10 protein-coding genes and 1 pseudogene are annotated in these 12,956 nt (G+C 64.4%); 6 read left to right on the top strand and 5 right to left on the bottom strand.

The genetic code is table 11. From position 1 onward, the window contains the following. The first annotated feature begins 436 nt into the window (after nucleotides 1-436). The gene (locus tag ACQ5DX_RS27005) at nucleotides 437-2,128 is read left to right on the top strand and encodes an AMP-binding protein (RefSeq protein ID WP_430336316.1); all 1,692 of its coding nucleotides are present in this window, start codon (nucleotides 437-439) and stop codon (nucleotides 2,126-2,128) included. Nucleotides 2,129-2,238: 110 nt separating this feature from the next. On the opposite strand, the gene ACQ5DX_RS27000 is transcribed toward ACQ5DX_RS27005, so the two are convergent. Both ACQ5DX_RS27000 and ACQ5DX_RS26995 read right to left on the bottom strand, forming a co-directional pair. Next, entirely contained in the window at nucleotides 2,239-2,526 is a 288-nt protein-coding gene (locus ACQ5DX_RS27000) for a hypothetical protein (RefSeq protein WP_430335843.1), read from the bottom strand. Nucleotides 2,527-2,796: 270 nt separating this feature from the next. Next, on the bottom strand, nucleotides 2,797-3,021 hold the full coding sequence (locus tag ACQ5DX_RS26995; protein WP_430335842.1) for a hypothetical protein: 225 nt from the start codon (nucleotides 3,019-3,021) through the stop codon (nucleotides 2,797-2,799). A gap of 127 nt (nucleotides 3,022-3,148) precedes the next feature. Between ACQ5DX_RS26995 and ACQ5DX_RS26990 the strand changes: the two are divergent. Then, nucleotides 3,149-3,337, top strand: a pseudogene (locus ACQ5DX_RS26990) (type II toxin-antitoxin system Phd/YefM family antitoxin); the annotation flags it as partial. Nucleotides 3,338-3,592: 255 nt separating this feature from the next. Here the strand turns inward: ACQ5DX_RS26990 and ACQ5DX_RS26985 are convergent. Continuing rightward, complete coding sequence (locus ACQ5DX_RS26985; RefSeq protein ID WP_430335841.1) at nucleotides 3,593-6,046, bottom strand: LuxR C-terminal-related transcriptional regulator; 2,454 nt, start codon at nucleotides 6,044-6,046, stop codon at nucleotides 3,593-3,595. Nucleotides 6,047-7,777: 1,731 nt separating this feature from the next. Between ACQ5DX_RS26985 and ACQ5DX_RS26980 the strand changes: the two genes are divergently transcribed. Further along, nucleotides 7,778-8,242, top strand: a complete 465-nt coding sequence (locus tag ACQ5DX_RS26980; RefSeq protein ID WP_430335840.1) for a hypothetical protein — start codon at nucleotides 7,778-7,780, stop codon at nucleotides 8,240-8,242. Nucleotides 8,243-8,389: 147 nt separating this feature from the next. Continuing rightward, on the top strand, nucleotides 8,390-8,854 hold the full coding sequence (locus tag ACQ5DX_RS26975; protein ID WP_430335839.1) for a hypothetical protein: 465 nt from the start codon (nucleotides 8,390-8,392) through the stop codon (nucleotides 8,852-8,854). A 337-nt stretch (nucleotides 8,855-9,191) separates the two neighbouring features. Here the strand turns inward: ACQ5DX_RS26975 and ACQ5DX_RS26970 are convergent, their stop codons facing one another. Next, nucleotides 9,192-9,647, bottom strand: coding sequence for a hypothetical protein (locus ACQ5DX_RS26970; RefSeq protein ID WP_430335838.1), 456 nt, complete (start codon nucleotides 9,645-9,647; stop codon nucleotides 9,192-9,194). A 298-nt stretch (nucleotides 9,648-9,945) separates the two neighbouring features. Here ACQ5DX_RS26970 and ACQ5DX_RS26965 point away from each other — a divergent pair, with 298 nt between their 5' ends. Then, nucleotides 9,946-10,656 (top strand): hypothetical protein, encoded by a 711-nt coding sequence (locus ACQ5DX_RS26965; RefSeq protein ID WP_430335837.1) that lies wholly within the window; start codon nucleotides 9,946-9,948, stop codon nucleotides 10,654-10,656. Nucleotides 10,657-11,306: 650 nt separating this feature from the next. On the opposite strand, the gene ACQ5DX_RS26960 is transcribed toward ACQ5DX_RS26965, so the two are convergent. Then, nucleotides 11,307-12,212 carry a LysR family transcriptional regulator gene (locus tag ACQ5DX_RS26960; RefSeq protein ID WP_430336315.1) on the bottom strand — a complete coding sequence of 302 codons (906 nt, stop codon included), beginning with the start codon at nucleotides 12,210-12,212 and terminating at the stop codon, nucleotides 11,307-11,309. Nucleotides 12,213-12,351: 139 nt separating this feature from the next. Here ACQ5DX_RS26960 and ACQ5DX_RS26955 point away from each other — a divergent pair, with 139 nt between their 5' ends. Next, entirely contained in the window at nucleotides 12,352-12,939 is a 588-nt protein-coding gene (locus ACQ5DX_RS26955; RefSeq protein ID WP_430335836.1) for a 2,4'-dihydroxyacetophenone dioxygenase family protein, read from the top strand. Nucleotides 12,940-12,956 lie beyond the last annotated feature (17 nt).

Below are 12,956 nucleotides of genomic sequence, written 5' to 3'. Positions count from 1 at the left end.
TGCTCCATGAGGCACCGAGACAGTAACCGACACCGAGATCAGTCGGCACGCGGATTTCGGCGTGCCGGACGAGCGCCGTCTGCGTGGGGTCCCCGCGGACGGCGCTCATCCCCGGCCATCTGCGGATGACCGGGGCTGAACGCCGCTGGCTAGAGCTTCCTCGCCTCCCCCTTCTCCGGTGCCTGGGGTTGGGGTCGGCGAACAGCGGCGTCAGGATAGGTGGTCTGGCTCAATCCTCCGGGCAGGGCGGTACGACCATGTCGTCGAGCAGGTAATCCCCTTCAAGGCCGGCAAGCTCGTCGAGCGCGGATCGCCAGATTCACCCGATGAACTCCCGCTATATGTCGTGTTCGGCGCAGACCCCGCGCAGCGACCACTGGTGGGACCCCCTTTCGGGGGTGGTCTCGATCACGCTGTGACGCAGATCATGATCTACATGAAGACGAACACAGACCTGTACCGTTCGGCCCGGGATCAGCTGATCGCGCTCGCCGATGACTACGACAAGGCCGTTGACGAGTTTCGGTGGCCGGATCTGACGGGCCAGTTCAACTGGGCGACGGACTGGTTCGATGCGTTCGCCCGCGGCAACGAGCGCCTCGCGCTGTGGATCGTCGAGCCTGACGGCACCGAATTGAAGGTGACGTTCGACGAAATGGCTGACCGGTCGGATCGCACGGCGACGTGGCTGCAGCAGTTGGGGATCAGGAAAGGGGACCGCGTCATCCTGATGCTCGGCAACCAGGTCGAGCTGTGGGAGGCGATGCTGGCGGTCATGAAGCTCGGCGCGATCGTGATGCCGACGACTGCGGCGCTGGGCCCCGAGGATTTGCGTGACCGCATCGCTCGCGGCGCAGTCCGCTGCGTGATCGCCAACGCCGGGGACACGTCGAAGTTCGACGACATCGGAGGTGACTATCTCCGCATCGCGGTGGGTGGTAACCCAGATGGGTGGCAGCCTTTTGCCGACTCGGCCTCGGTGGAGTCGGACGGTCCGTTCAACTCGGTGACGACCGTCGACGAGCCGATGCTCATCTATTTCACCTCGGGGACCACCAGCAAGCCGAAGCTCGTCGAGCACTCCCAGATTAGTTACGCGGTAGGGCATTTCACCACGATGGCCTGGATTGGGCTGACACCTGGCGATGTGCACCTGGCGATCAGCTCACCGGGCTGGGCGAAGCATGCGTGGAGTTGCTTCTTCGCGCCGTGGATTGCTGAGGCGACGATCTTCGTCTACAACTACCCCCGATTCGATGCGAGCGCCTTGATGGACCAGTTGCGTCGAGCAGAGGTGAACACCTTTTGCGCGCCACCAACGGTATGGCGCATGCTCATCCAGGCCGACCTTGGTGAGAAGCCTGAGTTCTTACGCGAACTCCTTGGAGCCGGTGAACCACTCAACCCAGACGTTATCCGCCAGGTCGAGGAGGCATGGGGACTCACCATCCGCGACGGATTCGGGCAAACCGAGACGACACTTCAGGTCGGGAATGCGCCCGGGCAAACGGTGAAGCCAGGATCGATGGGACGGCCGATGCCAGGGGTGCCGGTAGTGCTGGTCGATCCTGTCTCGGGCAAAGCGGCCGACGAGGGCGAGATCTGCCTCGATCTCAGCCAGCGTCCGATGAACCTGATGACCGGATACCTAGGCGATCCTGAACGCAACGAACAAGTGATGGCCGGCGGCTACTACCACACCGGCGATGTTGCTCAACGCGACTCCGACGGCTACATCACCTACATCGGACGTACCGACGACGTGTTCAAGTCCTCGGATTACAAGGTGTCCCCATTCGAACTGGAGAGCGTTCTGATCGAGCATCCGGCCGTGGTGGAAGCGGCAGTCGTTCCGCAGCCAGACGACACCCGACTCGCCATCCCCAAGGCTTATGTGGCACTCGCTGCGGGTTGGGAACCGACGGCGGAGACCGCCCGATCGATCCTCGAATACTCGCGCGACCATCTAGCGCCGTATCAGAAGGTCCGGCGGGTTGAGTTCTTCGAACTGCCGAAAACCATCTCAGGAAAGATCCGCCGCGTCGAACTCAAGAACCGAGAAGACATCGCACACCGCGACAGCGCACCGATCAGCACCGAGTACCGCTACGAGGACCTCATCGACTAGTTGGCGGTCGCTTAGGTGACACCTGGTCCCATCCGGCTCGCCGGATGGGACCGGGTCGAGGTCCCCTGCCGCTGCGGCCAGCAGCCCGACCGAATGCCGCAGGTCATCCATCACACGCAGGTGACCCGAACTCGGCCGTCGACCACTCGCGTGGTCAGTGCGAGGTGTTCCGTCCCCACCGGGCGGTGCTCGAACACCGCAGCCGCGATCGGATCGGTCAGCGCCGTGCGAACGGTGCGTCGTAGCCCGCGGGCCCTGTAGACCGGGTCGAAACCCCGTGCGCAGAGCAGCGCGACAACGTCGGGGCCGACGTCGACGGACCGACGGGCCAGCCGGCGAGTGACGACGTCGTCGAGCCCGGTCACCTCGCGTGTGGTCCGGTCGTCGAACCCGTTCATCACGACGGTTTCGTCCAACCGATTGAAGAACCGGATGGCCAAAGCTCGAGCCGAGGCCAACCAGATTGCTGAACGTGCTGAGCAGCAACACCACATGTATCCAGAGGGCGATGATCGCGGCTTGTGCGGCCAGTACACAGTGCCGGAAGAGCTCCGCCCTGATGACCAGCGATGAGTCGACTCTGACTGACCGTTATGACAAACCCGCGCTTGGCCGGCCCCGACGAGATCGATCTGGGTCCGCTCACAGAAGTGCTGGCTCGGAGTGGTTCACCAGTCGACCATCGCCTTCGGATCGGCGGCCGCGCCGAGCTTCCGATTGACGCAGGCCACGATCGGGTGAACACGACCCCAGTCCTGGTCGAACTGGAACAGCGGGAACCAGCGAAGACCATTATCGTCGTGGAGCTCGATCAGCCCACCGGCAGATCGGTACCAGTCGACGTCGTTGCCCACCAGACGCCGGACCTGCTCATCGTCGAGGACATCGCACATCGCACTCCTCCTGAGCTGGGATTTCGATACGATGAAGAATATCCGGCGAGCACGCTCGATGGACTCAATCCAGTTGTACAAGAACGATTTTGACTTGACATCCGTATAACAACAACAGGCCGAGGAGAGGCTCGGCGAGCTGATCCGTCAGGTGAACGACGATGCGACGACAGTCGAGATTGTCAGTGAGCACGGCAACGCAGTCCTGACGTCGCTTGCCGAACACGAGTCGCTGGCTGAGACAGCATGTCTACTCCGATCGCCTGCCAACCGCGAGAGACTGCAGCGTAGCCTCGGCCAAACGGAGGAGTCGTGAGTCAGCGCTCAAGAATTCCTCCACGATGATCGACCCAGCTGACATCATCCGAATCGACCGTGCATCCAGCTGCCGGTCGAGGACCCGTTTGGTGCTGCGAGCTGGTGGCCAATTGAGCGGTCAATCTTCGGAGGAAAATCGCTGCTCGATCACCTAGAGGATGGCACTCTCACCGCTGAGCTGTCCCTCGCCGAGATGGTGGCTGGCAAGGACATCCCTGCCCGTCGCAACGGGAGTTCCGCCCCCGACGCTGGTCTAGAGAAGTCCGCGACGTGCAGCCTCCAGGACGGCGTCCCGGCGGGAGTGCACACCGAGCTTCCGGTACAGGCTGTGGCGCTGGGATTTGACGGTGCTCGTGGAGACGAACAGGGATTCGGCGATCTGCGCAAGACTGCCGCCGCGGGCGAGGCCGTCGAGCACGACGGCCTCGCGCTTGGTCAGAGTTACCAGCGGTGCGGGCTGCGGGTACGGCCCGTCGCCCCACTCGGCAAGTTTGTCCGCGAAAGGAATCGCGTCTCCGCCCGCGGTCAGCGCGTCGCGGATCGCGGGCGGCACGGTCAATAGTGGCCGCACCAGCCCACTGTCTCGAGACGTCGCCGTCGCTCGTTCCCATGCGATCCGGGCCTCGTCGTCGCTACCCTGCTCGTGCGCGAGCGTGGCCGCGATCAACAACGCCTCGAGGCGGACCCGGGTCCCACTGACATGGCGCCCGGTCAGAGGCGTGCAGAACGCGGTCGCGGCTGCATGGTCGCCGGTACACATGGCGGCCCTCGACGCGGCCAGCCGCATCATTGGGTGCATCGGTCCGTCTGCCAGGCGGGCGTGAGCGAGCACCCGCGCCGCCTGACCCGCCGCCGTGTGTAGGTCCATCGAAGCCGCGGTCAGCAGTGGGCCCGCAGCGGCGGTCGGGCCGAGCCGGCGCCGGAGCCGGTCGCGGCTCCTGTCGACCCGGTCGAGCCCGACCTCGGAACGGCCCAGGATCAGGTCGAGCTGACTGCGCACGTACGCGACGAACGCCCCGAGCTCGTCGAGCTCGTCGTCGATTTCGTCCAGTTCATCCATTGCGGCTTCCGCAGCCGGGACATCCAGGCGATCGAGTTGTTCCAGTGCCCGCGCAACGATCGCCGGACGTTCGACCAACGCTCGGATCCAGCCCGCCCGTTCCCCGAACCGCGCCTCCTGCCGGAGCCAGTGGGCCGCCCGCTCGGGCTCGCCCCGTACCGCGTGGTGCAGCGCCAGATGACCGGTGGCTTGACGGGACGCGAAGTTGCCGGGATCGTCGATGCCGCAGTCGACGGCTCGGGTGAGGAGTTCGACCGTCCGTCTGTCCCCGCCGCGAAGCTGGCTGGCCAGCCCGAGGTGCATCCAGACCGAGGAGAGCCAGCGCCGGTCCAGGCCACCGGATTCGCCTACCCGGTTCGCGAGTGTCACCAGTGCGTCGCGGTCGCGCACGGCCTCGTCGTAGTCGCCGTTCCAGCGTTGAACGCACAGGCGCAGTATGCCGGTCAGGAGCGCCAGTTCGGCCGAGTCGCGATCAGCGGTCCCGGTAACGGAGATTTCCGGCAGCGGCCCGCGCATGTAGCCCGGACTTCCCGCCGTCAGGCCGACTCCGGCGACAAGCAGGCGCGCGTACCGCACGGCCGGGTTCGCCCGCGCCTCCGATTCTGGCAGTGCTTGCAACGCACGGACCAGCACTCCCAGCCCGGTGGTGACGATGGCGGGCCACTCGGTGGCGAGGGTGGCGATCAGCAGATCCCAGTCCTGACCGTCGGTCGCGTGCCGGAGTGCCTCGACAGGCTCGCCGCGGTCGGCGAACCAGCGTGCGAGGGTCACCGAGGCCACGCGAGAGGGCACCACGGCGTCCCGCTCCACGATCCGCAGTACGGATCTGCGGAACGCTGTGGGCCACGTCCAGTATGGGTCCGGTGCCGCTGGCATACGTCGCAACAGCCCGGCGCGTTCGAGGCCGCTGAGGGTCCCTGCACCGTCGTCGATCCCCAACAGCTTTAGCGCATCGGGGAACGGCCGCCGCAGCACTGCGATCGTGCGGGCCATGTCGCCGATGCCCGGCTCCTCCAGCAGCATGTCCTCGACATACCTGTCGATCTCTACCCGCACTGCCAGGTAGGCACGCTCCCGCTCGAAGTCCAGGTCGCTGCCGAAGACTCGGACCACGCCCTCGGCGATCGCAACCAGCGCTGGATGGCCTCCGGTGATTCGCAACAGGTCCCGCGCCGTCCGCTCCGGAGACGACACGCCACGGCGTGCGAGCAGGTCGGCGACCTCCGCCTCGGTGAACTCCAGTTCCGCCGCGGTGACAACCGTCAGGGTCGGGTCGGGCAAGCGTCCGGACTCCAGCAGGGTGCTTTCGCGAATCGACACCACGACGCGCAACCCGCGATGCGCCGCGCGGATCGTGCGCAGCCATTCCCAGATGGTCACGCCACACAGCCGATCTGGGCGGTCGAGGACGAGCACGTCGGTGTCCGCGTTCACCCTCTCCGCGAGATCCGACCAGTACTGCTGCGTGGCCATGCCGGGATCGGGAACCTCGACTCGGATTACGGTGCTGTCCGGTTGCGCCGCCAGCCACGTCTCCACGAGTGTCGTCTTTCCGTACCCACGGGGCGCCGACAACACAGTCAGGGGTGCCTCGTCGAGCCTGGAGAGCAGCCGGGATCGTCCCCACGGCAAACTGGTAGATGCCATCCTCACTCCCCTCTAGACCCCATGATGTCCGAATCTGGCTGTAGATATCTTGTACCAACCGGTCTCCGACGACAGTGAGCACGGTCACCCGACCGGCTCGACACGGATCAATTGCCGAAGGTGATTCCGCACCCGTAAGTGGTTCCGGAACACTTCGTCGGCTTCGTCAGTGTTCGGCCGGATGCAGGCGGGGGCCACGCGGTGTTCGGTGAGCAGGCCTGCTCTGATGGCGCGGCCAACTGTTTGGTGGTGGATCGCACATCTATCCGCGACGGACTGAATGGATTCGAACCTCATGACGGTTCCTTCGTCAGTGGAGTCGTGACTCTGCCCGCGAATTTAGGGCGACTGCTGCGCGAGGGCAGCTGGACGGCGGCTCAACAGATTCTTCGCACACGGCGGGGATGGGCCCAACCTTGATGGAGTCGCTCACGCCTGCGCAACGGAGTTAATTCTGGCGCAAGGGAGCCCAACCGCACCCGTCTTCGTGGCGCACCACAGGCAAGGATTCGGAAGGGCCTCTTTCGTCGATGCTGGCTCTGAGTGCGCAGCGGTTGCAGGTGAGCCGGCTGAATACTTCGGCGGCGTGGTGTGGTGCAGGTGACTTTGAGGGTTCTCATTCGCTCATTGCCTGAACGCCCGCAAGCCTATTCGCCGATGCCGTGGGAGTGGGGATGGCCCCGCCAAGGTCCAGTGACTGACCAGGGCGGGGCCGCGTGTGCACCGTCTGGGGTGGTGCGGACCAGACACTACCGGCGAGCCACGCCGACGGGATAGCCCCGCAGTGGACGGATCACCGGCTCGGCCAGAAGCCGCGTGGGCTTTCGTCGATTCAGGGGTGGGGTGGATCGGGTGTGATGGAGAGATCTGCCCCGATCCACCCCTGGCCGCCCAACAGTCACTCAGCCGTGGGGGCGGCCGATCGCCCGCCTACTGCAGGAGGCAACGGGACGGGCGAGCCGTGGTGGGGCGGGGCCGCTCGTGTCGGGACCGATCCAGCCCCCGGCCGCACCCCGGTTCGGCTTACGGAATACGGCGCATCTGAAAGTAGACCGGCCAAAGCGGGCCGCACACGAGCCGCAGCGATTTCACTCCGCAGATCAACCCATTTCGTCGGCCGCCGTGCACGAAACCCCGCCGGGGTGGCTGACATAAGGGGGCGGCACCGCTGAGTCTGCCCCTCGCGCGGTGCCGTCCGAGGACCCACAACCCCGCCGCGCTCGATGCGTGTGGCGTTGTTGCGGGCTGTCACCCCTGTGTGGAGCTCTCAACTCTGCGGGGCAACGATTTTCGACGCTACTCAGATCAGCGGCGGCGTCAACGCTCGCGAATGGCGCTTACGAGATGTGGAGGCAGAGTCGGTGGTACTCGCACGCAGCGGGGACGCAAGAAGCGCGCGAGGGGCCGGGGTCTGCGCGCGGATCGTGCGCCGCTGGGGCCCGAGCAGTGTTCGAGGGGACTCACCACTTGTCAGTCCCCTCGAGGCGGGCTACCGGACGCAACTCACCTCGCGTGAGGAGGCTTTGGGTGTCCCCTGTGGGACAGGTGAACCGAGCTCGCTCAATGGTCTCGCGGCGAAGTCAGTGCGGTCTCGCGCCTTCCATTCCGCGTGTACGCGATTGACGTTGTCGGGGGCATGGTGCCGATTCCGATCGAAGCTCCTCGACCTGAGCGATTGGATGTTGAGGGACAGAGCGTGATCGAGGGAAGATCCACTGCGACAATCACGGGGTGACCACCGATGGGAACACGACCGGTAGAGCAGCCGTATTCACTGGCAGCAGTTTCGCTTCGGCCCGTTGCGGCGCTGCACTTGCCTGGATGGGCGCTCTAGGCTCCCTCGCCTGGCTCATCGTTGCGGACGCCGCGTGGTGGGAGAAGGCACTCTTCGGCATCTGCGTGCCGCTCTTGATGGCTTTGGGCGCCTCTTTGTGGAGCGATGCAGGCGAGCAGAGGACAGACTTCGCGCGACTGCGACAATGCGGTCGGCCCGCAGTCGCTGAGATTATCGACATGGAGGTGACCACTGACGGCGAGACCGAGTGGGCGGAACTGACGCTGCGAATCAGCGGGCCGGACGTGCCACCGTTCGAAGGCTACTTCCGGTGCGAACCCGAACCGATCATGACGGTCGGAGCCCGCCTCAAGGCTGTCGTCGACATCTCTGACAACCTGTTCACTCTCAGGCCCGTTTGAGTCGTCCGAGTTCGACATGGGAACCGGCATACGAGATGTCTGCCGGGCGACTCGGGTCCAGCGAGAAGACGTGCGCTCGAGAGGCCCGCGGAGGCGATGTAGCGCGAATCCATCCGACTTGTCGGCTTTGTCTGATATTCATGGGGTATGAGACGCACCCTGCTGGCCGGTATCGCCGTGTCCGCACTTCTCCTGGCCGGCTGCAGCTCGAACAGTGAAAGCGCCGACAAAGCCGCGATCACTTCCGCAGCGACAGCGACCAGCTCGCACCACCCCGTCACATCCACCCCGGCAGCGGCAGAAGCGGCACCACCCTCCTCGGGCGAGTTGCCGACAGGTAAGGCGCTCTACACCGAGACATGCACAGCCTCGAAGGACTTCTTCAAGGGACTTGAAGAACTCTCGGAGATGACAGGCGAACCATGGGATTCGAAGAAGGCCGCGGACGAGTTCATCGCCCTGATCGAACATCCAGAGAACTTCCCGGAGCTTCAGGAGTTGGCGGCAGAGTCCGGCAAACCCACCGGCAACGAGGAGTGGGACCAGCTCAGCAAGTCCGATCAGGAGCAGATCCGAAAGGCCGTCTACGCGGCCGCGAAAGGCGAATGCTAGCCCCACCGCTCCGCGTCGCGACGCCCGATGGCACTCGTATGATCCGCGTGCACTTGTTGAGCCTGATCATTCGGATTGTCATACGGACCGGGCGAGTCACCGGGGCCGAATCGGGGTACGCAAGCTTGCGTACAGTTTGACCAGCAACTTTACTGCTGTCGCTGAAGATTCCTGTTCAACGACCGCGCTCTAGCTCGAGTGCGCTCTGACCTGCGGTTTCGGCCACGTGTGGAGAAATTCTCCACACGTGCCCACGACCCTCTGTCCGCGCCAACCGTGGAGAAATTCTCCACGGTTGTCCGTGGCGCTGGGGCCAGCGCGTTGCGGCAGTGTTCCGTCACTGCGTGGGGCAGGTGATGGTGCCGTCCACGGTGGTGGGTGATCCGTCGCTCCGCTTGTCCGCTGCCACGTTGATCATCGAGAACGCCACTGCAGATTTGTCCTCGTTGGCTTGCACGACAACGCTGCTGGGTTCAGGTGCCGCCATCTGAACGTATGTGCCTGTCGAATCCGCGAAGCCAACCACAACTTGCGCGGTCCGTTCGACTCCGGTCTCCGACTGTGGTTGATCGAAGAGGAACACGGTGAGGCTGTAGAAGTCCGCGGTCGGATAGTTGTCCACACCGGAGAACTGTCCCGCTGTCGGCGTTGTGACGGTGTATGTCTGACTGTTGTTTCCGGAGTCATGGCCACACGTCAGATGTGTTGGGTCGTCGGTGACTGCTGTTCCTGACCACAGGCCATCGAGTGTGAATTCTGCACCGGGGGTCGTCGAGGTGGGGAGTTCGGGCACCGCTGATAGATCCCGCGGTCCCGTGTGCCCGTTCCTCGTGAATACCGCCCCGGATGCGTCAGCGTATGGGTTGACGGGTTCCTGCCCGGAGCAGGCGCTGACGAGGCCGAGCGCAAGAAGGAGCATCCACACGCGACAGCCGCTCACACTGCGCTTCGGTGGGCGCCCAGGGCTGCAATGCGACACGACCATTCGAGAACACTCGCATGGACTCCGGTTGAAACCCAACCTCAGGGGCCGAACTCTCGGTCGAGCCTTCCTCGGCGGGAATCTTCCGGAACTGTCTGTGTGCTCAGTTATGGTGCTCGGCATGTTGTCAGACGATGACCTCACCAGACTGGTTGACGCTGCCGAAGCACTGGACCCGCAGCCGCGCGAGCGTCGTTGGGTGAGTTTGAGTTTCTGCATCCTCGATGCCGTCTACAGCATCAGCGCCCGCTACGACTCAGTCGTAGTTCCAGTCGTCCACAGGGTCGCCGAGGACTGTGGAGTCGACGCGCCCTCAGTTCAGAACTCGACCAACGATGAGCCGGACCCACTCCCGCTCGACATGTTCCTGGACCGCTATCCAGCGACCGACAAACTTGTTGCGTCGACCCGGAACAGGCAGCGCACGCCAGCGCGTGGCGGGATCCTGAAAGCCGACGCAGTGCTGCAGCATGCACGGGTTCTCGTCGACCACAACATTCGGACGCTCCAGGACGCCCGCCGGCTGTTGACCGATCCGCATCGGCTCGAAGCGGTCGAAGCCGATCTGCGCAAGATCCCCGGCGAGGGCACTGCGGGTGTCCGTCGCGGCTACCTGTGGATGCTCGTCGGCAATGAGGACGAGGTGAAGCCCGACCGCATGGTGCTGCGTTGGCTCGCCCGGCACGGCGTGGTCGTGTCACCCGAGGAGGCGCGACAGGTGCTCGCTACTGTTGCGGAGCGGTTGAGTGTCCGCATGGGCAGGCGGATTACAGCGTGGGAACTCGATCACGCGATCTGGCTTGATGAGCGTTCCAGGTAGTCATTTCGCAAACGGAATGGCCGGCCGATCCGGCTAATTGGAACTCAGGCTCTAAGGCGTGTCAGGTGGGCCCGCCACGTCGCTGTTCCCCGGCGGCTTGATCATCCGACACCCCTCAATCAACGTGCCGAGAGACTACGAGCAGCCACCGACAACGAAACTCCCTCGCCGCCCCGACGATTGAGCTGCTGCCAGCAGTCACCCCTGTGACTTGCTGACATTGCCCGCGAGCGCCTTACGGGCCCGCAGCCCATCGACGATGCGCACCACAGCACGAATGTCTTCTCGTCCACGTCGCTCACGTCGAGACTCGTTGCAGCAACCTCGACCTCGGTCTCGATCGTGTCGGCGACAGTGACATCGAACCCGCCGATCTCGATCACCGGCTCGTCGCATGGTTCGACGACTGCCCAGACGGCCAGCGATCTACTGCGCGCGAACGGTTGTCCGGCGTAGGCGGATTCGTGCCGGCGGCAGGGGTCTGGAAGCCTGGACGCCGACGCGGCGGTGCCGGAGAAGGGGCCGATCGATTGGGAGGTCGGGCTCGCCCGCTCCACCACTGACCATCGCGTCCCACTCGCGGACACCCCGATGACCCCGATGACCCCGATGACCCCGATGACCCCGATGCCGGCCTACCGCGCAATCCGCTAAGGGCGTGAAGTCATCTGTGCGGCATGGATCAGCGCACTAATCGTCGATCGTTCTTCCATGGGCGTGACGAGAACCATCTGGGACGGTTCTATATCGACGATCGGTCGGTACACGATGTCCTTCCGGGGGAAAGCGGTGACGAGGCTTTCCGCGGTGACGGCGACTGCGTCACTGGTTGCGACGACTTCGAGCATTTCTTCCACGCCATGGACCATGGGGCCATAGATGACCGGGGTTCCGTCCGGCCGGGGGTCCACCGACCACCATTTCCGCCAGTCCTCCGGCACATTGTCGGTATCGACCTGAACGACACCCGCCAGATCGGCAATCGTCAACTCATCTTTTGCGGCGAGGCGGTGGTTCGCCGACATCGCAAGCACCCGTTTCTCGGTGAACACCGGAAACACATTGACGTGCGTCGTATCCAGAGGGGGACGCGCAAAGACGACATCGACCCGACCGTCCGTCACGGCTGTCACCTGCTCCCCCCACGCCACCTGGACGAGCTCGATACTGATACCCGGAACAGACGCGCGCAGCAAATCCAGTATTTCATGGGTACGCGGTCCCGCGACCGAGGCGAAGAAACCTATACGAATCCGATGTTGCGCTGCCCGCCGGTGCCGCCGCACGATACCTATCGCCTGGTCGTGCACCGCCAACAGATTGATTGCCAGCGGAAGAAATTCGGTCCCGGCCTCGGTCAGGCGCGCGCCGCGATGATCCCGCTCGACCAGCTTCACGCCCACGTCGTGCTCGAGTTTCGCTATCTGCTGGGACAGTGAGGGCGTCGCGACGTGCAGCATTTCCGCCGCCCGCGTGTAGGTCCCAGCGCGCGCAAGCGTGACGAAGTAACGCAGAACTCGGGTGTTGAGGTTCGGGGTGGATTCCATCGAGATCATCACCAGCCGAGGAGGAACTGGACCGTTAGGTAGATCCTAATGGCCCTACTGACATGGGACATGGACGTCCTCCTACGTGTCGAGGCAATTTGGTCACCGGATGTGACAGGCAACACAGCCAACACCAGGAAGGCTCATCATGACAATCAGCACAGACTCCCCGACCCCTGCGGGCCCCGTCGTCGCCCAGCCGGCAGTGCCCAACGGCGGGCCCGCCATCGACCCGTCCCAGAATCCGGCCGTGGCCGAGGTCTTCGGACGAGCGGCTCAGCCCGTGACCGGGCCGACCAACAGCCTCGCCTCCCGGGTCACCAACTGCGATATCATCCCCTGGACACCGTTTCCCATGCCGGGGACCTCATTCAAGCTCCTCAACATCAACGAAACCACCGGCGCCACATCGATTCTGCTCTACGTCTCCGAAGGGGCGCAGGCGCCGCTGCACCGCCACATCGGTGCCGCCGAGGCATACAACATCTTCGGCAACTGGGCCTACGAGGGTGAGGCCGACCCCATCGGACCCAACTGCTACGTCTACGAACCGGGCGGCATCGTGCACCTGCCCAAGCAGGAATCCGAATCCCTGATGTTCGGCATCTTCCACGGGCCGATCGTCGGCTACGACGACGACGGAAACGTCGCCGGCATCATCACAGCGGATCTCCTCTGGGATCTCGCCGAGGCCAACGGCGCTGTCGCCCATCTTCCCACCCGCACCGGTCGCTGACGGACAGGACAGAACCC

This window comes from Rhodococcus sp. ACT016 (assembly GCF_050477185.1).
Lineage (GTDB): Bacteria > Actinomycetota > Actinomycetes > Mycobacteriales > Mycobacteriaceae > Prescottella.
Note: the sequence above shows the minus strand (reverse complement) of the source record. Positions and strands in the feature narration are given on the sequence as shown.

Coding starts and splice junctions, on each gene's coding strand:
- ACQ5DX_RS27005 (WP_430336316.1), top strand. CDS start 437: ATGAAGACGAACACAGACCTGTACCGTTCGGCCCGGGATCAGCTGATC.
- ACQ5DX_RS27000 (WP_430335843.1), bottom strand. CDS start 2,526: ATGAACGGGTTCGACGACCGGACCACACGCGAGGTGACCGGGCTCGAC.
- ACQ5DX_RS26995 (WP_430335842.1), bottom strand. CDS start 3,021: ATGTGCGATGTCCTCGACGATGAGCAGGTCCGGCGTCTGGTGGGCAAC.
- ACQ5DX_RS26985 (WP_430335841.1), bottom strand. CDS start 6,046: ATGGCATCTACCAGTTTGCCGTGGGGACGATCCCGGCTGCTCTCCAGG.
- ACQ5DX_RS26975 (WP_430335839.1), top strand. CDS start 8,390: ATGAGACGCACCCTGCTGGCCGGTATCGCCGTGTCCGCACTTCTCCTG.
- ACQ5DX_RS26965 (WP_430335837.1), top strand. CDS start 9,946: ATGGTGCTCGGCATGTTGTCAGACGATGACCTCACCAGACTGGTTGAC.
- ACQ5DX_RS26960 (WP_430336315.1), bottom strand. CDS start 12,212: ATGATCTCGATGGAATCCACCCCGAACCTCAACACCCGAGTTCTGCGT.
- ACQ5DX_RS26955 (WP_430335836.1), top strand. CDS start 12,352: ATGACAATCAGCACAGACTCCCCGACCCCTGCGGGCCCCGTCGTCGCC.